Here is a 21,845-nt window from a genome sequence, read left to right on the forward strand (position 1 = left end):
TGGTGTTAGGACGACCGCTTTTGTCGTTCTTACAGCACCTGGCGCGTTTAAGACTTGCCGAACTTGCAAGACTTAAACCGAGGTCCGAGACCGTGGCTCGGACCGTTCCGCACTGCCAGTGGACACTGTCCGAATCTGGAGATGGCATATTCAAATAAAAAATCAGTCACTGCAAAAATTGAATTTGCAATGACTGATTTTTTTATTTAAACAAAGTTAAAGGCCTAACATAATTCTGATAAAAAACAATCATAGTATATTTCTGTCATCATTTCCCAATCGCTCAATTTTAACCATTCATTCCCTTTGTGGGCAATGCCCTTTTGTCCAGGAAATGATGGTCCAAATGCTACTATATTTGGCATTGCTCGAGCATATGTCACTCCTGTAGTGGTCACAGGGGCACCATCCAATTTAGTATCTTCTGCATAAATTTTGGAGAATCGTTTAACAAAATCTGAATCTTTATGACGAATAATGGAAGGATAGTTGCGATTAATCGTCAAACTCATTGTCGTCGCCATCTGGGATTCTAATTGCGCTAAAACAATATGTTCTGAAATAGTCACTGGATAACGCATCGAAATACTTAGCTGTAATTTATTATCAACAATTTTCAATGAATAAAACGACAATTGCAGTTCACCTGACTCAAAATCTTGATAATTTAATCCTAAATTTTCTCCATTAGTCTGCTGACCTATCTTTTCATGAATCCACCGAAAGAAGTCACCAGTTTGCCCCTGTAAATCCCGACAATGTGCGACTAACTTTGGAAGGACATTATCAGCTAAATCTGGAGCATTGCTAGGTGATTTGTCACCTTTGAATATTGTTTGAATTCCATTTATCGTCACAGTTGCATAATCAGGCAAAAAACTATGGTTAAACTCACCGGTCAATTCATCAAGCTGATCCATCGATCCATCAGTAATTATTTTAGTAATCGTCAAGTCCACTAATCCACGTTCACCATACACAATCGGAAATTTACAATCAGGTGTTATTCCGGCATATGGAGGCTGTTCTACTTTTAAATAATGTGGAATATCTCGACTTCCCATTTCTTCATCAGTCCCGAACATTATTCGAATACGTTTTTTTAGTGGGACACCCTGCTTTTTAATTAAATAAAGTGCAAAGATCGCCGATATCATTGGACCCTTATTGTCTAATACACCCCGTCCATAAATATAACCATCTTCTATCGTCAAATCGAATGGATCATATTGCCAATCATTAACTACATCTACAACATCTAGATGACCTAAAACGCCAAAATATTCTTCAGATCTACTTGCCATCGGTCCAAATTCAGCCCAACCAACACAATTATCCACTTGGCCAGTTCTAAATCCTAGTTGACTAGACAATGCCAACATAAATTTCAGAGCCCTTCGCGGTCCAACTCCAAACGGAGCACCAAAAGTTTCGTTGCCATTGACACTTGGGATAGAAACAAGTTGCTGAAGATAACCTAAGAATTCATCTTTCGATTCTAAAAATAACGAATTAAAATCCTCTCTGACTTTTTTCAATTATTTACTCCTAATCATTTACGATTAATTAACCTCTAAATTGTTTTCCTTCAAAAGGTATTGTTTGTCCAGCGATTTAACAAATGGATAATATATTAACATCCCCACAACCAATTCAAATAACTGCAATACTGCCGCTAGCCAACTACCGGTTGAAAGCCAGCCTGATATTAATGGTGGCGTCGTCCATGGCAACATCACTCCGGTTGGATACGGAACCCAATGCATACTGAAAACTATGCCTGAGATAATTGTATTTACTACTGGTACCGCTACAAATGGTATCGCTATTTTCAAATTAAATATTACTGGTATACCAAAAACTACTGGTTCGTTGATACCAAAAATTCCTGGAACCAGAGCCAGTTTACCTAAGCCTTTTAATTGCTTTGATTTACACATTAAAACGACGATCAGTAGTAGAGATAAGGTACTACCTCCACCACCGTAAGTAGTAAAAATATCAATGAACTGTTGTGTATAAATATGAGGAATCTTATCCCCTATTTGAAAAGCACTCAAATTGTCTTGTGTCAGTGAAAACAAAATGGGCGACCAAAAGCTATTCGTCACGGTAGGTCCATTAATCCCAAAAATCCACAAAAAAGAAGCTAAAAAGTTATAAAGAATTACTGAGATTAACGAATCACCCAAATTCTTTAATGGTTCCTGAATCATTATAAAAATCAAATTGTGAATTGATTGGATACCAGTCATTCCAAGGACTATTTTTATAACTGCAAAGATTAAAACAACAAAACCAAACGGTAATAATTCTGTTAAGGAATCACCCACCGCCGGCGGAATAGATTCGGATAATTTTATTTTCCACTTTTTGTTAAAACTAAATTTATATAATTCAACGCTAATCACACCAACTAGAAGCCCTACAAAAATTCCATTTGGCCCAAAATATACTGTGGAAACATCGGCTCCAATTCGATTAGTCATTGGAATGAGAATTAAAAATGAAATCAAACCAACTAAACTGGGAATAATTCCTTTCAGGCCACTATTATTTCCATAGGTATGCGCGATAACTATACAAACTAATAAACCAATAAAATTAAAGACACCAACAAACGTTGAAGCAATAATTTCGGTTAGTTCATCTCCAAAAACACTCGTCCAAAAGCTTGACCAACCTGGAATGGGGAAATTTCCAATTAAAATAAATAAAGATAGGATCATTATTAACGGTGTAAGAAGTGAAAGTCCTTCACGTATTGACTTCAAAAAGACATTATTCGTGATTTTGGTGGAAATAGGAATTAAATATTTTTCAGCTTTCTCTTGCATCTATAACACCACTTCCTACTCAACAGGAGCTTTGATTCGTTTTGAATACGCATCTAACCATTCTTGTGTTATGGGCTCAATTTTAGTCTTGTCGTTATCATCTGGGTGAGCGATGAAAATAGCTGGTTTGTCATCGCTAGTTCCAGCGGCAAACGTAAATTCAACATTAGTTGCCACACCCCAATCACCGTGTTTATCTAAAGCTACTAACGAAAATTCACCAATCTTTCCATAGCGCTGCTTTAATTTTTTCGTAAACGAATAAACTGCTTGATCACATGCTGCCTGAGGTTTAACTCCTGTCCCCATTAATCGAACAATTTCATAACAGAGACATCCCTTCATAATATCTTCGCCAAGTCCCGTAGCTGCAGCACCACCAATTTCGCTATCGGCATAAAACCCATCACCTACTAATGCTGTATCACCGGTTCTACCTGGCTTTTTCATAAATAATCCGGAAGTTGATGTCCCAACTGCTATTGAACCTAATTGATCCAAACCAACCATTCCCACGGTATCATGACCGTCATATGGTGATAGATTTTTTTCAATAATTTCTTTCTTACGCTTTTCCCAGATCTTATGTGCACGTTCAGTTAACATATTTTTACGTTCAAAATTGTTGAGCGTGGCATATTGTGAGGCTCCCGCTCCGACCAAAACACTGTTAAAGTGCTCGTGACTTAAACTACGAGCTACTGAAATAGGATTTTTAACATCACTTATTCCCATAACCGCACCAACTTCAAAGGTGTCACCATTCATAAAACCAGCATCCATTTCAACTAGTCCATTTGCATTTGGCAGACCACCGTAGCCAACCGATTTAAAGAATGGATAGTCTTCAACTTCTTTAACGGCAGTTTCAATAGCATCAGCACTCTTTCCACCTTCACGTAACATATCAATTCCTTTAGATAATCCTTCATAAGCCATCCGCCAAGTTCCAATCATTGCATATGTCATTTCAAATACATCCCCTTTAAAAAAATTATTATAAATCGTTTCCAGCCCCAAAGGGGCACCCAAATGGATGCCCCTTTTTATGGCCTAACTAATCATTATTCTCGAGTTCTTTTACAGCTTTTAAATTATCAATTGAATTCATTGGGATACGACCAAGTCCATCTAAACCAACATTCAATAAGTAATTGATTCCTAAACCATTGAGATGTTTTTTATATTTATAAATATCTTCTGGTGCTTTCCAGTTTTGATCATGGTATGAAAAGCCCCATGAATCATTCATTGTTCCGGCTGTTTCATATAAACCATTTGGTGAAGGTTTCAAACCGTCAACCGCATTGTAATCAACTTCTGCACCATTTTCGGTAACTTCTGTCGTTTCAGGAATTTCATTGTCTCCTAAGGAAACATAATCATATTCTCCATTACCTAAACGGGAATTTATCAAACAATTTGGTTGTAATTTCTTCACAGTATCGTAAATACGTTTGCTTTGTGCTTCAGTCAAAGTCATTGGTACATCAAACCAAGCAGTAGAAATCTCCCCATAGTTAGTCATTAATTCTTCAATTTGTGGCATGATTTTATTTTCAAAACAGATGTCATAATCTTTTTCACCGGTAAAGTCCCAGCTATTATCCCAAGTTGTTCCAGCAGTTTCGATGTCATTGGACTTATATCCACCACCGTTATAATCGTGCCAGTCAAGATCTTGTGAGTAATAAATCCCAAACTTCAAGCCAGCTTTTTTACTAGCGTCCGCTAATTCCTTGATAATGTCACGATGAAATGGTGTTGAATCCACAATATTATATTTATCCACTTCAGATTTATACATTGCAAAACCATCGTGATGCTTTGTTGTAACAACTAAATAACTCATCCCTACATTCTTAGCTAAATTAACAATCTTATCAGCATCGAAATAAATTGGATTGAATGCTTCAGTTAACTTTTCATATTCGGCATTAGGGATTTGAAGCTTTGATTGAATCCATTCAGCATAATTGCTTGATGATCTTCCATCGTATTCGCCAGCCAGTAGTGAGTAAAGTCCCCAGTGAATCATCATCCCGTATTTTGCTTCTTTAAACCATTTCATATTTTCATTCATTATTTTGTACATCCTCCGACTAATTTAATTGATAATTTTATAGTGTAAGACGATCTCTTTTAACCGTATATACATCGTAAAGAGCTAACGCAACATAGAACAATCCTGAAACTAAAATGATAAATTGTGGTGTCGTATTTCCAAACACGCTTGAAATCAATTGGAAGGCGTATGGAGCTACTAAGAAACCAATATTGATACCGATAATAATAATTGATGTTGTTAAGTTCATTGAATTTTCTGGTGAATAATCAACCATTCTAGCCGTTAAAGCTGGATTAATTATTCCGTTACTAAAACCACAGATAAGAATTAAAACTAGCAATACTGGAATTGAAGTTGAAAGTGTTAAAGCAACCATGGCACCGGCAGTGATAACTTCGAAAATAACAACAGTCCACTTACCTAAAATCTTAGAAATTTTATCGAATAATAGTCCTGAGAAAATTGAACACAATGTCAAGAATCCGAAGATATATGTAGCTGTTGCAGCTGTACCAATTTTATTTTGAACAACATAGTTGGCAAACTTCAATGAAATGGCACTGTAAAACATGCACATGAATAAGAAAATTGCTGCTAATTTAATAACTTTAAGGTTAGTTGATGGCTTGACATTAGATGTTTTTTCGACAACTTCAGTTTCACCATTTTCATCAGTTATTGCTTCAAAATTGTCTAGTTCTTTTGGAACAAAGAAGATGATTAAAATAATAGGAATTAACAGGAAGAAGAAAACTAAGTAAGTTGTATTCCAACTAAATTTAATCAAGAACCCGGCAATAAATAACATAATCGAATCACCGATGGCACCAATAGCATTACGATAACCTAAGAGTCGATGACATTTTTCTTTTGAAAATGTATCAGTGATATATGAAACACTTAAAGGTGTAAAGATACCACATCCCACCCCAAACATTGCTCGGGATAGTAGGATCGTAAAATAATTAGCCCAAAAAGCTGGCAGTACCCCAGTTATTAGCGCAATCGTTAATCCTAAGAGCACCGTATACTTCTTACCAATGACATTTCCGATAGCTCCACTGATAACCGTACCTAAAAGTACCCCACCAGTTGGAATAACCACCAATAATTCAATATTAGAACTTGAGACATTTGAAAAATACTTCTGCATTAATGGAATCGTACCTGAAATAGCATTACTAACTGACATTAAAAATGAAATGGATAAAATACCCAGGGTAATTCTTTTTGAATTCTCTATATTTTGTCTATCCAAACTATTTTGCATTTTTCCCTCTCCTTAATATATGAAGTGTGTATTTTCGCTGATAATCCTTAAAAATTCACTTAACTTGTCCATAGTTTTCAAATTTTTTAGCCATCAAACTCATTTCCTCATCAGGTAAAATCACTGGATTTCCGATACTCTTAGCAATGCAATAAATTTTGGAACAATATTCAATTTCCTCAATAATATTAAATGTATTGGCTAGATTATAGGATCCAGCTAATAAACCGTGATTTGCCAAGAAAACGGCTTTTCTATCTTTCATTGCTTCAAATGAAGTCTCAGCCAATTCTTTACTTCCATAGGTTGCATATTGAGCGACACGGACATCTTTTCCAGCCACAGCAATCATGTAATGGGATGCTGGCAATGGTTCGTGTAAAACCGACAACACAGTTGCATATACTGTATGAGCGTGAATAATGGCATCAATATCATCACGTTCTTGATATTCTTTCAAGTGCATTTGCCATTCACTTGATGGAACCGTTTCGCCCTCAATAACCTCACCGTTAAGATTTAAAATTGTAATATCTGCTTTTTGAATTTTATAAAAATCGATTCCTGACGGTGTTATTGCTACATGACCATTTTGGCGATCATAAATACTTAAATTTCCACCAGTACCCTTCGTTAAATCTGTATCAACTAACTTTTTGCCATACTCAATTAACTGTTCGCGTTCCTTCTCCATCAACATCCGTGTCATCCCTCACTTATTAATTTTTATAAAATGGTCCTAACTTTTGACATGCTGCAAAATCGGCTGCTTCCAAATTTTTAGTTCCAAAGCCATCAAACATACTTGGTCTAAAAATTTTCTCTTTTGGAACATTATGTAAGGCAACGGGAATCCTTAACATACTAGCAATCGTAATTAAATCAGCTCCGATATGTCCCTGAACAAAGGCACAATGATTAGATCCCCAATGATTCATAACATCATAGGTGGTTTCAAAACCATTAGCCCCTAAGTTCGGAACAAACCAAGTTGTTGGCCAAGTTCTATCTGTTCGTTCATCTAAAATCTGATGTACATCGTCATCTAAAACGACGGTATATCCTTCAGCTATTTGAAGCGTTGGACCTACACCACGGACCAGATTCATTCTAATCAACGTCACAGGCAATTCGGCATTTGTCTTGAAATGAGAAGAGAAACCACCGCCACGGAAATATTCATAATTAGCTCGACACCAGTCTGTTTCAGCTAAGCACGCTGCTCGGTCATCCTCAGTCATATTCCAAAATTCTTTCATGGTTCGATTACCATCAACATCTTTTGCCGCAGCAGTTCCATCCAAGGCTGAAGCTCCAGAATTAATCAAATGTAGAAAACCATTAGCTGCACGTCCCGTTAATTTTTTCCCAGTAACTCGTTGGACTGCTTCTGGACTCCAATAGGTTCTAACATCAGAAAAAATAGGCGCTTTATTAGTCAACAATGTTCCCAAAAGCATCGATACACCGTTAAGAGTATCGTTTTCAGTGGCAAAAGCAGTCACTGGTCGAGGACCATTCCAATCAAAAGTTGATGCCATTATGGCTTCAGTGAAATCACCATTAGGTAACCAATCGGTCCACTGCCGTTGTCCTTGGAAACCACCGGCAATCGCATTGTGACCATGTGATTCTTCTTCCCAACCAATTTCAGCTAATTTCTTATTTCCAAATAAAATATCTCTAATAATAATTGCTTGTTTTGCAATGAATTCCCAATCTTTATCAGCTGGAATTACTTTTGATTTAGTAATTATTTCCGGTAAATCTTTACCTTGATTAATATCTAAACCTTCATGACAATTTTTCTTGATCCACGCAAGTGCCTTCTTATATTCATCCGGATCATAAATATTTAATGTGATTCGACGAAGGATTTCTGTCATGTCAACAAATTCTACTGGCATACCCAGATAATCTTTGAAGAAATTGCTATCAACTTGTGAACCAGCGATTCCCATTGAAGAAGCTCCCAGGTTCACATATGACTTTCCTTTCATCTGCCCAACTGCAATTGCACCTTTAGCAAAGGTCAAAATCTTTTTTGAACATCTTCTGGAATTGAATTATCATCCAAATCCTGCACATCATGCCCATAAATTTTAAATGCCGGATAACCTTTTTGAGCGTATCCACTCATCGCTGCAGCTAAATAAACTGCTCCCGGTCTTTCGGTACCATTGAAACCCCAGATTGCTTTAATGGTATTTGGCTCTAAATCCATTGTTTCAGTCCCATAACACCAACTAGGTGTGACAGATAAAGTGGCAATAATATTATGACCATCAAACTCTGTTTGAACGATTCCGGCATCACCACGACCACCAATAGTCCGACTGGCTAAAACACATTGAACAGGAGTACCATCGGCATATCTTAACGTGCTCTCGATTAAATTTTTTGCCGCTCTAGCCATGTCCATCGTTTTTTCTTCAAGTGACTCACGGACACCACCTTGACGTCCATCAATTGTTGGTCTAATACCAATTTTTGGATATGAATTCATGAAATTTATCACTCCACTAATTTTATTTTTAAAGGTGCAAACTTCTTGATTGTGACCGAATTACTAACAATTCTTCTAGCTTCTGACACATCACTGATTTCCCCTAATGAAATCAATTGTATTAACACATTTCCCATGGCTGTTGCCTCAGCAGGTCCCGCCAAAACATTTCTCTTAGTCACGTTAGCAATCAATTGACAGAAATAATCTGACTTAGATCCTCCGCCAACAACATGAATCTCTTGATACGATTCTCCTGTAGCATCCTCTATTTCATCAATTGTCTCGGCATACTTCTGTGCTAAACTCTCATAAGCACATTTAAAGAATTCGCCGGGATGTTCTGGAATTGCCTGTTGGGTTGCTTTGGAATATTGCACAATTCTTTGACGCATATCACCAGGTTCATTAAATAAATCGTCATCGGTGTCAATAAGACAAGTCTTATTAGTGGTTTCTTCAACCATTTTTGTTATTTGTTCATATGACCAAGCCATTCCATCTGCTTGATAATTGCGTTTCAATTCTTGAACGATCCATAGTCCCGTACAATTTTTCAAAAATTCAGTTGTCTTATCAAAACCACTTTCATTTGTTAAGTTATATTCCAATGCCTTTTTATTCAAAATGGGATGGTCTAATTCGGTTCCAACCAATGACCAAGTTCCACAAGAAATAAATAAAAATGGCTTTTGAGCGGGAATACTAAGCACGGCACTAGCAGTATCATGCTGACAAACGTTAATCACTTTAATATCACCAAAATTCAAACTTTTTCGAATGGACCCTAGTTGAGTCCCTTCATTGACAATCGGCGGTAACATCTGTGCGTTAAGATTAAAGTTTTCAATTATCTTCTTAGACCAATCTTTCGAATAAGGATTAGTTAGCTGAGTAGTCGAAGCAATACTCCGTTCACTTGCCATTCTTCCCGTCAACATATAATTGAATAAGTCCGAAATCATTAAAATCTTTCTAGTCTTAAAATATTGGTCTGGATAATATTCGCGAATTGATAACAATTGAAACAACGTATTAATCTTCATAATTTGATTACCAGTGCTGTCGTACAAATCTTGTAACGAAATAAAGTCAGAGATTCTTGTTAAAATTTTTTCAGTTTTAACACCTCGGTAATGCATTGGCATCCCTATCAAATCTCCGTATTCATCAATCAACCCAAAATCTACACCCCATGTATCAACTCCTAAACTAGTAATTTCATACTTTGCTAGTGAATTTTTTAACCCCACTTTTATTTGTGAAAACAATTGGTCAATATCCCAAGATAATTTATCTTCAAAATAAATTGGATCATTCGCAAATCTGTGTGTTTCAACCAGATTGATTTTTCCATTCTCAAAACAACCAACAATTGCTCGTCCAGATGAAGCTCCAAAATCCATTGCTAAAACATTTGTCATATTCTCCCTCCATTCCTTGCTTTGAATTTCCATAAAAAATATATCATCATTTCGTAAGCGGTTACATGATATGAACGAAGAATGAATTTTGTTCACCATCATGATGGTTATTTGTTCACTATCGTTCAAAAACTTGCTATCCTGTTAGAGGAATTTCTATTTATTTTGAGGAGGAGTTTCTTTGGATAGACAAGACAGAATCATGCAAATCACCGAAATTGTTCAAAAAAGAAGAAGAGTAAGTACCACTGATTTAGCAAATGAAACATTCTGCAGTATATCGACCTTAAGAAGGGATTTAATATATTTGGAGAAACAGGGATTAATTAGACGAGAGCGAGGTGAAGTTATTCTAAATACCTTTAATACTGCCGAACAAAATATTTGGTTACGCGAAAAGCAACATTTAGACGAAAAAAAATCCCTAGCTAAAATTGCTAGAGATTTCATCGGTCCTGGTATGTGTATTTATTTAGATTCAAGTTCGACTGTGTTTCAACTTTGCAAGTATATCAAAAATATCGACAACTTAATTGTCGTAACCAATAGTCTAAATGTAGCTAATACCTTGGCTGCCAATGGCAACGATACCATTAGAACTTTCATTACCAGCGGCGAAATTCAACATAATTCTTGTTCCGTTTTAAATAGTGAGTTTGAAAACCCCATCATTAATTATTTCAATATTGATTTGGCCTTCTGTTCCGCAAGTGGAATTGATCAGACTAGCGTTTACGAATCAAATATGAATCAAGCATTTTCGAAAAAAAGTATTATAGATAAATCTAAGGAGACAATTCTCTTGGTTGATAAATCTAAATTTTTCAAAACTAGTTTTTTTAAAATGAATACATTGACTAAATATAAAGTTATTATTTCGGACGCTCTACCAGTTGATCCTATTTCCCAAACAGTCAAAGAGAACGATATCGAATGGATATCTTCCAATTATTTACATTAAGCAACATTGGTTCGACCCCGACCACCAGTATTAATAATAAACAAATGAGAGTAGTAATCCGTTTTAGGTTACTACTCTCATTTGTTTTAAACGAAAAAATTTTCTTAAAAATATGATTTATTTACCTTCACTTGTTATTAAGCCACCATGCGATTAACCCAATCACCAATACCCACGCCATAATATCCTTTAATTTAGGTTTAGTCGTTTCAATTGTTAACTTTGAATTTTTAGTTTTGAAAAGTGTCTTTTCCATAAGATACTCCCTTTAACTTTATTCGATTTCACGATTAAGTATATAATAATTTTCAAAAAAAAGTGGGCTAATATTTCTAAAAAAAATCAATATTTTCTTTACAAAAAAACAGCAAATACTCAAATCCCCTAAGTATTTACTGTTAATTTATTTTGTTAAATCATATTGCATATGATCGTACAAATGACTACCAATATAAAGTTGACCTACTTTTTTAAAACCAGTCTTAACGTAGACATGTTTAGCAGGTTCATTATTTACATCAACGTTTAAACTCAAAATCTTTTCTCCACGATCTCGAATTACGTCAATAAAGTGTTCCATCGTTTTAGTACCAATCCCCTTGCCTTGGAATTCAGGAGCAACAGCAAATGAATCTAAATACCATTCACCAGGCCAAGCTTCTTTATCTCCAAACAAGTTCTTTTCTTTGATACCATAATTATGCATAATTTTGATCAATGGTTCATCGATCGTATCCTCTAATTCTTCTGGATAACCAACCATAATGGCTGCAATTTTACCATCAATCTCATTTACAAGAATATTTCCAAGGCCATAACGATAACCCGGTTGGAAGAAACCTTCCTTAATAACCTGAGCCATCTTTTCGTCGCCAACTTCTTTAAAAACATCTAATTCCATCTCATCGAAGATTTGGAACAAAATTGGCAATATCTGATCTGCATCTTCTTCTTTTGCATTTCTAAACATTTTTTCACCTCAATTATATATAATACAGTATTTAATAAATTTCTCAAATATAGGATGGAAATAGAAAAAGGCATCCCAATTTTGAGATACCCACTTTTGATTAAGGGAAGAAATTATTGTCCGTAATTCTCCTCTTTATGTTATTTTTTTGTTGTTCTTACTCAAAAGTTTTTCTATGGTAATCTAATACTCTCTTACGTATACCTTCACATTCTGAAGTGAGTTCTTCTTGAAACCATTCTTGCAGTACTCCGATATACATGGTAATCAAATTTACTCTAACTATTGCAGTGCATCCGTTCAAGTATCTTAATAACAAATTGTTCATTAATTCAATAACAGTTTCATATCTTAATGTTTGGAGAGTTTGATAATACAAATTTAAGCAAAAACTTTTGTTGGTGGAGACAAAATCAAAGAAATGATTGATCAAATCTTCAATTGTGGAACAATCTCTAATAATCTTTTTAAACATCACTTCTTCAAATAATACCGTATAAAGATCATCCAATGAGTTGAACATATCACGGATACTATTTGAATCTAACTCGGAAATCTTAGCCAGTTCGATAAACGTTAAACGGTGGTCAACTACTGTTGTCGCAAATTCGTTATGTATAGATCGAATTACACTATCTATGGTTTCCTCCATAATGTTTTTCTCCATTTATTTTTGCACTAAAGAAAAAATATGATAATCGGTACTATTTCTTTGGTGCAAAATTATAGTAACAAATGCATATGAAATTAGATAGTCTTTTTTGAAGATTTTTTAATTTACTTTATTATTAAAAAACGATTATTCCATAAATATAAAGTTTAATTTTATCAATATTTAGTTATGCACTTTCCTAGTAGTTTAAAGATACATGGAATTATAATTAACTAGTCAACTTTGAGGAGGTTTTTAAATGAATCGCAAAAGAATTGCTTTATTAACTGGTCTAACGATTTTAATGACTGCTGCCGTCAATACAACTAATCCTTTACGAAATGCTCTAAAAAACGATGCTGAAGCCGCACGAATCAAAACAAATTTAAAACCTAATTCTAAATATCCAGATATAGCAAATAAACTTGATTTAACGTCAATGGAACAATATAGTAGCGTCCATCTGTTTATGAACGTAACCTTAAAAGATTTTTACGTTAAAGAATCGACTATTGATAACTATGGCCAGTATCATCTCCTACTAGCCCCTATTAAGACGAGTGATCAATATTTCTTAGTTGTTACCAAATCTAAGGCCGCTATAAAAAAGGGCCATAAAATCACTGTACAGGGATTTCTAAATGGTAAAACAAAAATTGATGATACTCAATTAAATGCTGGTATAAATTCAAAATACTCTAATAAAAAAGTTGTTTCTATTTTAGCTGATAATATTGAAATTTGATTGTATTCGAGACCATGAAGATGGATTGGTCAATGAAGACCCTAAAAAGGTGCCCGAAAAGTGCCCTAAAAAGCAATTTCTCTTCACAAATAGTGATAACTTGGATAAATAAAAAAAGCCCTGAACATTGTTAGATCAACATTCAGAACTAATCGATAACTTGTTTTTATATAGTTTAACTATATCTTTTAATACCGGTGATCGGGGTCGAACCGATACTCCCTACTGGGAACAGGATTTTGAATCCTGCGCGTCTGCCAATTCCGCCACACCGGCATGATTGCGAAACCTCATGCCTGACTACTTAAGCATAACCAAAGGCGGTAACCGGATTTGAACCGGTGATGAAGGTTTTGCAGACCTCTGCCTTACCACTTGGCTATACCGCCATATTCAATTATTACAGCAATTGGGTTAGCTGGATTCGAACCAGCGCATGATGGAGTCAAAGTCCATTGCCTTACCGCTTGGCTATAACCCAATAAAAAGGGCGGTATGTGGGAGTCGAACCCACGTGTGCCGGTGCCACAAACCGGTGTGTTAACCACTTCACCAATACCGCCATGATAAAAGGTAGAAACAGGGATAGTAGGAATTGAACCCACACTGACGGTTTTGGAGACCGTAGTTCTACCTTTAAACTATATCCCTAAACTATGGAGGGGAGTGGATTCGAACCACCGAACCCGAAGGAGCGGATTTACAGTCCGCCGCGTTTAGCCAGACTTCGCTACCCCTCCAAAATGGCGCGGGACGGAATCGAACCGCCGACACATGGAGCTTCAATCCATTGCTCTACCAACTGAGCTACCGAGCCATTTAACGGTCCCTGCGGGAATCGAACCCGCGATCTCCTGCGTGACAGGCAGGCGTCCTAACCAACTAGACCAAGGAACCAAATTTAATTATTTAGAGCTAATTGCGGGAGCAGGATTTGAACCTACGACCTTCGGGTTATGAGCCCGACGAGCTACCAGACTGCTCCATCCCGCGATAATAAAAAGTAAATCAACTGACACCCACTAAGGAGGATGTGGGATTCGAACCCACGCGCCGCTTTCGCGACCTGACGGTTTTCAAGACCGTTCCCTTAAGCCGGACTTGGGTAATCCTCCATTGCTTAAAAAGTTAATCTATAATACTAAATGACGCATACACGTCAATGACCCCTACGGGATTTGAACCCATGTTACTGCCGTGAAAGGGCAGTGTCTTAACCACTTGACCAAGGGGTCATATTTAACGGAGAAGGAGGGATTTGAACCCTCGCGCCGCTTACGCGACCTACACCCTTAGCAGGGGCGCCTCTTCAGCCACTTGAGTACTTCTCCAGATATAGTGGGCCTAAATGGACTTGAACCATCGACCTCACGCTTATCAGGCGTGCGCTCTAAACCAGCTGAGCTATAGGCCCATAAAAGTGGCAAAGCGGGTGACGAGAATCGAACTCGCGACAACAGCTTGGAAGGCTGTGGTTTTACCACTAAACTACACCCGCATCTTACCTTGCGACTACTTCTACCTTAGCAAACATATCGATTTGCTAACGGTCCCTGCGGGAATCGAACCCGCGATCTCCTGCGTGACAGGCAGGCGTCCTAACCAACTAGACCAAGGAACCAAATTTAATTATTTGAAACTAATTGCGGGAGCAGGATTTGAACCTACGACCTTCGGGTTATGAGCCCGACGAGCTACCAGACTGCTCCATCCCGCGATAATATTAATAAAATGCAAGGTCCGTACTGAAGATGGACCTTGTAGGACTCGAACCTACGACCGAACGGTTATGAGCCGTTTGCTCTAACCAACTGAGCTAAAGGTCCGGAATGAATAGCGGCGAAGGGGATCGAACCCCCGACCTCCCGGGTATGAACCGGACGCTCTAGCCAGCTGAGCTACACCGCCAAAAACTATGTTACATTGAAACTGACAATTAATATTGTCTATCGGGAAGACAGGATTCGAACCTGCGACCCCCTGGTCCCAAACCAGGTGCTCTACCAAGCTGAGCCACTTCCCGAAAATAAAACTAATGCACCTAGTAGGAGTCGAACCTACAACCTTCTGATTCGTAGTCAGACACTCTATCCAATTGCGCTATAGGTGCATATTCATTATAGTGCCGAGGACCGGAATCGAACCGGTACGGTAATTACTTACCGCAGGATTTTAAGTCCTGTGCGTCTGCCAGTTCCGCCACCCCGGCGTTACTATAATGAAAGCGGAAGACGGGATTCGAACCCGCGACCCCCACCATGGCAAGGTGATGTTCTACCACTGAACTACTTCCGCATTATGCCGACTAGAGGATTCGAACCTCCGACCCCCTGTTTACAAGACAGGTGCTCTGCCAACTGAGCTAAGTCGGCATAAAACGATACTTTCATATTTTACTAAATGAAACTCAATATTGCAACAACAATATTGAATACGGGTGAAAGGACTTGAACCTTCATGTCCACTGGACACTAGAACCTAAATCTAGCGCGTCTGCCAATTCCGCCACACCCGCATGATGTGTATATATGTTGCAAATGAGCCGTGACAGGTTCGAACTGTCGACCCTCTGATTAAAAGTCAGATGCTCTACCGACTGAGCTAACGGCTCATGATATGGAGGATACAGGGATCGAACCTGTGACCTCCTGCTTGTAAGGCAGATGCTCTCCCAGCTGAGCTAATCCTCCATCATGAGACAGCGTAGCGACTCTCTATCCTCGCGGGTAGTTTCCCACCAACTACTTTCGACGCGGAGAAGCTTAACTTCTGTGTTCGGCATGGGAACAGGTGTATCCTTCTCACTATCGTCACTACACTGTATGATACTCGTACCTTCAAAACTAGATATTAAGTTAATGAATTAAATCTGAATCACTTCAAACTGCTGTAAACTCTTACTCGATTAAGTCCTCGATCTATTAGTACTGCTCAGCTCCATGTATCGCTACACTTCCACCCGCAGCCTATCTACGTCATATTCTCTAACGGATCTTACTTCCTTAACGGAATGGGAAATCTCATCTCGAGGGGGGCTTCACACTTAGATGCTTTCAGCGTTTATCCCGTCCATACGTAGCTACCCAGCGATGCGCCTGGCGGCACAACTGGTACACCAGAGGTATGTCCATCCCGGTCCTCTCGTACTAAGGACAGCTCCTCTCAAATTTCCTACGCCCGCGACGGATAGGGACCGAACTGTCTCACGACGTTCTGAACCCAGCTCGCGTACCGCTTTAATGGGCGAACAGCCCAACCCTTGGGACCGACTACAGCCCCAGGATGCGATGAGCCGACATCGAGGTGCCAAACCTCCCCGTCGATGTGAACTCTTGGGGGAGATAAGCCTGTTATCCCCAGGGTAGCTTTTATCCGTTGAGCGATGGCCCTTCCATATGGTACCACCGGATCACTAACTCCGACTTTCGTCCCTGCTCGACTTGTCAGTCTCGCAGTCAAGCTCGCTTGTACGTTTACACTCTGCGAATGATTTCCAACCATTCTGAGCGAACCTTTGAGCGCCTCCGTTACATTTTAGGAGGCGACCGCCCCAGTCAAACTGCCCACCAGACACTGTCCCCCACCGCGCTGAGCGGCGTGGGTTAGAGTTTTCATATAACAAGGGTAGTATCCCACCAATGCCTCCTTCGAAACTAGCGTTCCGAAATCAACGGCTCCTACCTATCCTGTACATGTCACACAAAAACTCAATATCAAGCTACAGTAAAGCTCCATGGGGTCTTTCCGTCCTGTCGCGGGTAACCCGCATCTTCACGGGTATTATAATTTCACCGAGTCTCTCGTTGAGACAGTGCCCAAATCATTACGCCTTTCGTGCGGGTCGGAACTTACCCGACAAGGAATTTCGCTACCTTAGGACCGTTATAGTTACGGCCGCCGTTTACTGGGGCTTCAATTCTCAGCTTCGCAAAAGCTAACTGATCCTCTTAACCTTCCAGCACCGGGCAGGCGTCAGCCCATATACGTCATCTTACGATTTAGCATAGACCTGTGTTTTTGATAAACAGTTGTTTGGGCCTATTCACTGCGGCTGGCTGTTACACCAGCACCCCTTCTCCCGAAGTTACGGGGTCATTTTGCCGAGTTCCTTAACGAGAGTTCACTCGCTGACCTTAGGATACTCTCCTCGACTACCTGTGTCGGTTTGCGGTACGGGTAGTTTATTTCTAACTAGAAACTTTTCTCGGCAGTGTGAGTTACTGTGCTTCGCTACTAAAATTTCACTCCCCATCACAGCTTGTCCTTAGAGATAAAAGCATTTGACTCTTATCAAGACTTACTGCTTGGACGCGCATATCCATCAGCGCGCACACATCATCCTCCTGCGTCCTTCCATCGTTCAAACAAAATAAACTAGTACAGGAATATCAACCTGTTATCCATCGATTACACCTCTCGGTCTCATCTTAGGCCCCGACTAACCCTGGGAGGACGAGCCTTCCCCAGGAAACCTTAGTCTTTCGGCCGACCAGATTCTCACTGGTCTTTCGTTACTCATACCGGCATTCTCACTTCTAAGAACTCCACTGCTCCTCACGGTACAGCTTCAATGCTCTTACAACGCTCTCCTACCACGTGTCTTACGACACATCCACAGTTTCGGTATCATGCTTAGCCCCGGTACATTTTCGGCGCAGAATCACTCGACTAGTGAGCTATTACGCACTCTTTGAATGAATGGCTGCTTCTAAGCCAACATCCTAGTTGTCTATGCGTTTCCACATCCTTTTCCACTTAGCATGAATTTTGGGACCTTAACTGGTGATCTGGGCTGTTTCCCTTTCGACGGTGGATCTTATCACTCATCGTCTGACTCCCGGGTATAGATTGATGGTATTCGGAGTTTATCTGAATTCAGTAACCCAAGACGGGCCCCTAGTCCAAACAGTGCTCTACCTCCATAATCCTAATCCCCGAGGCTAACCCTAAAGCTATTTCGGAGAGAACCAGCTATCTCCAAGTTCGTTTGGAATTTCACCGCTACCCACAACTCATCCCAGCATTTTTCAACATACACGGGTTCGGTCCTCCAATGCGTTTTACCGCATCTTCAACCTGGTCATGGGTAGGTCACTTGGTTTCGGGTCTACATCAACATACTAGATCGCCCTATTCAGACTTGCTTTCGCTACGGCTCCGACTTTTCATCTTAACCTTGCATGTTAACGTAACTCGCCGGTTCATTCTACAAAAGGCACGCCATCACCCATTAACGGGCTCTGACTACTTGTAGGCACACGGTTTCAGGATCTATTTCACTCCCCTTCCGGGGTACTTTTCACCTTTCCCTCACGGTACTGGTTCACTATCGATCACTAGGGAGTATTTAGCCTTGGGAGATGGTCCTCCCAGATTCCGACGGAGTTTCTCGTGTTCCGCCGTACTCAGGATACTGAATGGAGTGGGTCAGATTTCGTTTACGAGGCTTTCACTCTCTTTGGCCAAGCTTTCCAGCTTGTTCAACTATCGTCACCTTTTGTTCTCACAACATCAGTCCTACAACCCTAAAGAGCAAGCTCTTTAGTTTGGGCTATTCCCGTTTCGCTCGCCGCTACTCAGGGAATCGAATTTTCTTTCTCTTCCTGCAACTACTTAGATGTTTCAGTTCATTGCGTGTACCTCTTGATTGCTATGTATTCACAAACAAGTAAATATCCATTACGATATTTGGGTTCCCCCATTCGGAAATCCCCGGATCAAAGCTTACTTACAGCTCCCCGAGGCGTATCGTCGTTAGTTACGTCCTTCATCGGCTCCTAGTGTCTAGGCATCCACCGTGCGCCCTTTATAACTTAATCTTGACAAAATATGAAATTAATCATTTTTATCGCGCAGTTTTCGGTGTTTCTTTAATTCATTAATTCTTAATATCCAGTTTTCAAGGTACGAGTTTTTTGAGGGTAGACCCCTCAAAACTAAACAAAGTTTTAACAATTGTGTATTTCCGTTGATGCATAAGCATCATATCCTTAGAAAGGAGGTGATCCAGCCGCAGGTTCTCCTACGGCTACCTTGTTACGACTTCACCCTAATCATTTGTCCCACCTTAGACGGTTAGCTCCCCGAAGGGTTACCCCACCGGCTTTGGGTGTTACAAACTCTCATGGTGTGACGGGCGGTGTGTACAAGGCCCGGGAACGTATTCACCGCGGCATGCTGATCCGCGATTACTAGCGATTCCAGCTTCATGTAGGCGAGTTGCAGCCTACAATCCGAACTGAGATCGGTTTTAAGTGATTTGCTTGCCCTCGCGAGTTCGCAACACGTTGTACCGACCATTGTAGCACGTGTGTAGCCCAGGTCATAAGGGGCATGATGATTTGACGTCGTCCCCACCTTCCTCCGGTTTGTCACCGGCAGTCTCACCAGAGTGCCCAACTGAATGCTGGCAACTGATAATAAGGGTTGCGCTCGTTGCGGGACTTAACCCAACATCTCACGACACGAGCTGACGACAACCATGCACCACCTGTATCCATGTCCCCGAAGGGAAAGACTTATCTCTAAGCTTTTCATGGTATGTCAAGACCTGGTAAGGTTCTTCGCGTTGCTTCGAATTAAACCACATGCTCCACCGCTTGTGCGGGCCCCCGTCAATTCCTTTGAGTTTCAACCTTGCGGTCGTACTCCCCAGGCGGAGTGCTTAATGCGTTAGCTGCAGCACTGAAGGGCGGAAACCCTCCAACACTTAGCACTCATCGTTTACGGCATGGACTACCAGGGTATCTAATCCTGTTTGCTACCCATGCTTTCGAATCTCAGCGTCAGTTACAGACCAGAAAGCCGCCTTCGCCACTGGTGTTCTTCCATATATCTACGCATTCCACCGCTACACATGGAGTTCCACTTTCCTCTTCTGCACTCAAGTTTACCAGTTTTCGAAGCACTTCCTCGGTTGAGCCGAGGGCTTTCACTTCAAACTTAATAAACCGCCTACATTCTCTTTACGCCCAATAAATCCGGACAACGCTTGCCACCTACGTATTACCGCGGCTGCTGGCACGTAGTTAGCCGTGGCTTTCTGGTTGAATACCGTCAGTACGTGAACAGTTACTCTCACGCATGTTCTTCTTCAACAACAGAGTTTTACGATCCGAAAACCTTCTTCACTCACGCGGCATTGCTCCATCAGGCTTTCGCCCATTGTGGAAGATTCCCTACTGCTGCCTCCCGTAGGAGTTTGGGCCGTGTCTCAGTCCCAATGTGGCCGATTACCCTCTCAGGTCGGCTACGTATCATTGCCTTGGTGAGCTATTACCTCACCAACTAGCTAATACGCCGCGGGTCCATCCAAAAGCGATAGCAGAGCCATCTTTCAAGCTACGATCATGTGAAAGTAGTTGTTATGCGGTATTAGCACTTGTTTCCAAATGTTATCCCCCACTTTTGGGCAGGTTACCCACGTGTTACTCACCCGTCCGCCACTCACTCAAAACTGATTCATGAAGCAAGCTTCAATCATCAGCAGAGTTCGTTCGACTTGCATGTATTAGGCATGCCGCCAGCGTTCGTCCTGAGCCAGGATCAAACTCTCATATTAAAAGTTTGTGACTCATAAAAAATTATACTAGCGAATTGACTTCGTTGTAAATCCAACAAATAAATGTTGGCCTACACAATTTAGTGTTAAAACTTTGTTCAGTTTTCAAAGGTCTACCAGCTGATTAAGCGCTTACGCTCATCAGCGACTTAATTATTTTATCAAGCTGACAAATGAATGTCAAGAACTTTTTAAAATAATTTTTCTAACAAATTATCAATGAAATGATGATTTGTTAGAAGTTATCTCAACAGACAACTTAATTATCATATCGAAGTTACAAGACCAAGTCAAGAACTTTTTTAAAATAATTAATGGCGTTTGGAGAAGCGATAAAGCTTCAAACCGTTGACGCCGTTGCTCTGTCGCAACAACAAGATATATATTACCAATTAGATTAAGTGTGCGCAACCCTTTTTTACAAAAAAGTTGAATTTTTTTCATTTTTTTCTGAAATATGCTTCATTGCGGCCTTTACCCACTCATTTTTGTGCTCTGCAATCGTCTTATAACCAATATGATTACGATAATCAGTCCAAAAATGCTTATGTAAAATTGGTCTGCCGATCTTCTCTGGTTGCAATGCCCGCATTGATAAACTGATTTTTTGATTATATTCATCAATTCCCATTACAATAACATCTACTTTGTCACCGACTTTATACTTACTATTAAGATCAGACACAAAGCCATGCTTTAATTCTGAGATATGAATCAACCCTTGATGGTCATCATCTAGCTTTACAAAGACCCCATATGATTGAATCCCAGATATGGTTCCAGATAGTCTATCTCCAATTCGCATTGCTTTTCCTCCCTTTTTGGATTTCATTTGTGTAACAATGTATCTA

The 21,845-nt window shown here is 39.7% G+C and carries 13 protein-coding genes, 26 tRNA genes, 3 rRNA genes and 1 pseudogene; 2 read left to right on the plus strand and 41 right to left on the minus strand.

Annotation, left to right across the window (positions count from 1 at the left end; translation table 11 throughout):
- Positions 1-224 precede the first annotated feature (224 nt).
- From D1B17_RS09025 to D1B17_RS09060, 8 genes and pseudogenes are all read right to left on the minus strand, one after another.
- Positions 225-1,538 carry a Sapep family Mn(2+)-dependent dipeptidase gene (locus D1B17_RS09025; RefSeq protein WP_120142000.1) on the minus strand — a complete coding sequence of 438 codons (1,314 nt, stop codon included), beginning with the start codon at positions 1,536-1,538 and terminating at the stop codon, positions 225-227.
- A gap of 24 nt (positions 1,539-1,562) precedes the next feature.
- Complete coding sequence (locus tag D1B17_RS09030; protein ID WP_120141999.1) at positions 1,563-2,837, minus strand: PTS sugar transporter subunit IIC; 1,275 nt, start codon at positions 2,835-2,837, stop codon at positions 1,563-1,565.
- Positions 2,838-2,852: 15 nt separating this feature from the next.
- Entirely contained in the window at positions 2,853-3,806 is a 954-nt protein-coding gene (locus tag D1B17_RS09035) for a glycosylasparaginase (protein ID WP_120144200.1), read from the minus strand.
- Positions 3,807-3,894: 88 nt separating this feature from the next.
- Complete coding sequence (locus D1B17_RS09040; protein WP_120141998.1) at positions 3,895-4,920, minus strand: alpha-L-fucosidase; 1,026 nt, start codon at positions 4,918-4,920, stop codon at positions 3,895-3,897.
- Positions 4,921-4,957: 37 nt separating this feature from the next.
- Complete coding sequence (locus tag D1B17_RS09045) at positions 4,958-6,175, minus strand: MFS transporter (protein ID WP_120141997.1); 1,218 nt, start codon at positions 6,173-6,175, stop codon at positions 4,958-4,960.
- A 55-nt stretch (positions 6,176-6,230) separates the two neighbouring features.
- Complete coding sequence (locus D1B17_RS09050; protein WP_120141996.1) at positions 6,231-6,875, minus strand: L-fuculose-phosphate aldolase; 645 nt, start codon at positions 6,873-6,875, stop codon at positions 6,231-6,233.
- Positions 6,876-6,894: 19 nt separating this feature from the next.
- Positions 6,895-8,681: pseudogene (locus tag D1B17_RS09055) on the minus strand (L-fucose isomerase).
- A gap of 8 nt (positions 8,682-8,689) precedes the next feature.
- Positions 8,690-10,105, minus strand: a complete 1,416-nt coding sequence (locus D1B17_RS09060) for a rhamnulokinase (RefSeq protein ID WP_120141995.1) — start codon at positions 10,103-10,105, stop codon at positions 8,690-8,692.
- A gap of 202 nt (positions 10,106-10,307) precedes the next feature.
- On the opposite strand from D1B17_RS09060, the gene D1B17_RS09065 reads away from it, so the two are divergent.
- On the plus strand, positions 10,308-11,066 hold the full coding sequence (locus tag D1B17_RS09065) for a DeoR/GlpR family DNA-binding transcription regulator (RefSeq protein ID WP_420868412.1): 759 nt from the start codon (positions 10,308-10,310) through the stop codon (positions 11,064-11,066).
- 127 nt (positions 11,067-11,193) lie between these two features.
- On the opposite strand, the gene D1B17_RS12920 is transcribed toward D1B17_RS09065, so the two are convergent.
- The 3 genes from D1B17_RS12920 to D1B17_RS09075 form a co-directional block, all read right to left on the minus strand.
- Complete coding sequence (locus D1B17_RS12920) at positions 11,194-11,322, minus strand: hypothetical protein (protein WP_276606938.1); 129 nt, start codon at positions 11,320-11,322, stop codon at positions 11,194-11,196.
- A gap of 147 nt (positions 11,323-11,469) precedes the next feature.
- Positions 11,470-12,036, minus strand: coding sequence for a GNAT family N-acetyltransferase (locus tag D1B17_RS09070; RefSeq protein ID WP_120141993.1), 567 nt, complete (start codon positions 12,034-12,036; stop codon positions 11,470-11,472).
- Between the two features lie 157 nt (positions 12,037-12,193).
- Positions 12,194-12,688, minus strand: a complete 495-nt coding sequence (locus tag D1B17_RS09075; protein ID WP_120141992.1) for a hypothetical protein — start codon at positions 12,686-12,688, stop codon at positions 12,194-12,196.
- Between the two features lie 259 nt (positions 12,689-12,947).
- On the opposite strand from D1B17_RS09075, the gene D1B17_RS09080 reads away from it, so the two are divergent.
- Positions 12,948-13,433 carry a hypothetical protein gene (locus tag D1B17_RS09080; protein ID WP_120141991.1) on the plus strand — a complete coding sequence of 162 codons (486 nt, stop codon included), beginning with the start codon at positions 12,948-12,950 and terminating at the stop codon, positions 13,431-13,433.
- Between the two features lie 192 nt (positions 13,434-13,625).
- Here D1B17_RS09080 and D1B17_RS09085 read toward each other — a convergent pair.
- From D1B17_RS09085 to D1B17_RS09230, 30 genes are all read right to left on the minus strand, one after another.
- Positions 13,626-13,709, minus strand: a tRNA-Leu gene (locus tag D1B17_RS09085).
- A 42-nt stretch (positions 13,710-13,751) separates the two neighbouring features.
- Positions 13,752-13,822 (minus strand) — tRNA-Cys (locus tag D1B17_RS09090).
- A 20-nt stretch (positions 13,823-13,842) separates the two neighbouring features.
- Positions 13,843-13,914: transfer RNA gene (locus D1B17_RS09095), tRNA-Gln, on the minus strand.
- An 8-nt stretch (positions 13,915-13,922) separates the two neighbouring features.
- Positions 13,923-13,995: transfer RNA gene (locus D1B17_RS09100), tRNA-His, on the minus strand.
- An 18-nt stretch (positions 13,996-14,013) separates the two neighbouring features.
- A tRNA-Trp gene (locus D1B17_RS09105) sits at positions 14,014-14,084 on the minus strand.
- Between the two features lie 6 nt (positions 14,085-14,090).
- Positions 14,091-14,173: transfer RNA gene (locus D1B17_RS09110), tRNA-Tyr, on the minus strand.
- A gap of 4 nt (positions 14,174-14,177) precedes the next feature.
- Positions 14,178-14,250, minus strand: a tRNA-Phe gene (locus D1B17_RS09115).
- 6 nt (positions 14,251-14,256) lie between these two features.
- Positions 14,257-14,330 (minus strand) — tRNA-Asp (locus tag D1B17_RS09120).
- Positions 14,331-14,352: 22 nt separating this feature from the next.
- Positions 14,353-14,426, minus strand: a tRNA-Met gene (locus D1B17_RS09125).
- A gap of 32 nt (positions 14,427-14,458) precedes the next feature.
- Positions 14,459-14,548, minus strand: a tRNA-Ser gene (locus D1B17_RS09130).
- Between the two features lie 48 nt (positions 14,549-14,596).
- Positions 14,597-14,668, minus strand: a tRNA-Glu gene (locus D1B17_RS09135).
- Between the two features lie 8 nt (positions 14,669-14,676).
- Positions 14,677-14,764, minus strand: a tRNA-Ser gene (locus D1B17_RS09140).
- An 8-nt stretch (positions 14,765-14,772) separates the two neighbouring features.
- Positions 14,773-14,847: transfer RNA gene (locus D1B17_RS09145), tRNA-Ile, on the minus strand.
- A 13-nt stretch (positions 14,848-14,860) separates the two neighbouring features.
- Positions 14,861-14,931, minus strand: a tRNA-Gly gene (locus tag D1B17_RS09150).
- Between the two features lie 49 nt (positions 14,932-14,980).
- Positions 14,981-15,054 (minus strand) — tRNA-Asp (locus D1B17_RS09155).
- A gap of 22 nt (positions 15,055-15,076) precedes the next feature.
- A tRNA-Met gene (locus tag D1B17_RS09160) sits at positions 15,077-15,150 on the minus strand.
- A gap of 35 nt (positions 15,151-15,185) precedes the next feature.
- Positions 15,186-15,259 (minus strand) — tRNA-Ile (locus D1B17_RS09165).
- A gap of 8 nt (positions 15,260-15,267) precedes the next feature.
- Positions 15,268-15,341, minus strand: a tRNA-Met gene (locus D1B17_RS09170).
- Positions 15,342-15,382: 41 nt separating this feature from the next.
- A tRNA-Pro gene (locus D1B17_RS09175) sits at positions 15,383-15,456 on the minus strand.
- Positions 15,457-15,469: 13 nt separating this feature from the next.
- Positions 15,470-15,543, minus strand: a tRNA-Arg gene (locus D1B17_RS09180).
- A 13-nt stretch (positions 15,544-15,556) separates the two neighbouring features.
- Positions 15,557-15,642 (minus strand) — tRNA-Leu (locus tag D1B17_RS09185).
- A 14-nt stretch (positions 15,643-15,656) separates the two neighbouring features.
- Positions 15,657-15,728, minus strand: a tRNA-Gly gene (locus D1B17_RS09190).
- Positions 15,729-15,732: 4 nt separating this feature from the next.
- A tRNA-Thr gene (locus D1B17_RS09195) sits at positions 15,733-15,805 on the minus strand.
- 60 nt (positions 15,806-15,865) lie between these two features.
- Positions 15,866-15,948, minus strand: a tRNA-Leu gene (locus D1B17_RS09200).
- Between the two features lie 23 nt (positions 15,949-15,971).
- Positions 15,972-16,044 (minus strand) — tRNA-Lys (locus D1B17_RS09205).
- Between the two features lie 6 nt (positions 16,045-16,050).
- A tRNA-Val gene (locus tag D1B17_RS09210) sits at positions 16,051-16,123 on the minus strand.
- An 11-nt stretch (positions 16,124-16,134) separates the two neighbouring features.
- Positions 16,135-16,251: ribosomal RNA gene (gene rrf / locus D1B17_RS09215) — 5S ribosomal RNA — on the minus strand.
- An 83-nt stretch (positions 16,252-16,334) separates the two neighbouring features.
- Positions 16,335-19,252, minus strand: a 23S ribosomal RNA gene (locus D1B17_RS09220).
- A gap of 175 nt (positions 19,253-19,427) precedes the next feature.
- Positions 19,428-20,994 (minus strand): 16S ribosomal RNA (locus D1B17_RS09225).
- The 16S, 23S and 5S rRNA genes sit together here with 26 tRNA genes alongside, the layout of an rRNA operon.
- A 418-nt stretch (positions 20,995-21,412) precedes the next feature.
- Positions 21,413-21,799 carry a CvfD/Ygs/GSP13 family RNA-binding post-transcriptional regulator gene (locus D1B17_RS09230; RefSeq protein ID WP_166806665.1) on the minus strand — a complete coding sequence of 129 codons (387 nt, stop codon included), beginning with the start codon at positions 21,797-21,799 and terminating at the stop codon, positions 21,413-21,415.
- Positions 21,800-21,845 lie beyond the last annotated feature (46 nt).

The sequence above is a fragment of the Companilactobacillus zhachilii genome (assembly GCF_003606365.2).
Classification (GTDB): Bacteria; Bacillota; Bacilli; order Lactobacillales; family Lactobacillaceae; genus Companilactobacillus; species Companilactobacillus zhachilii.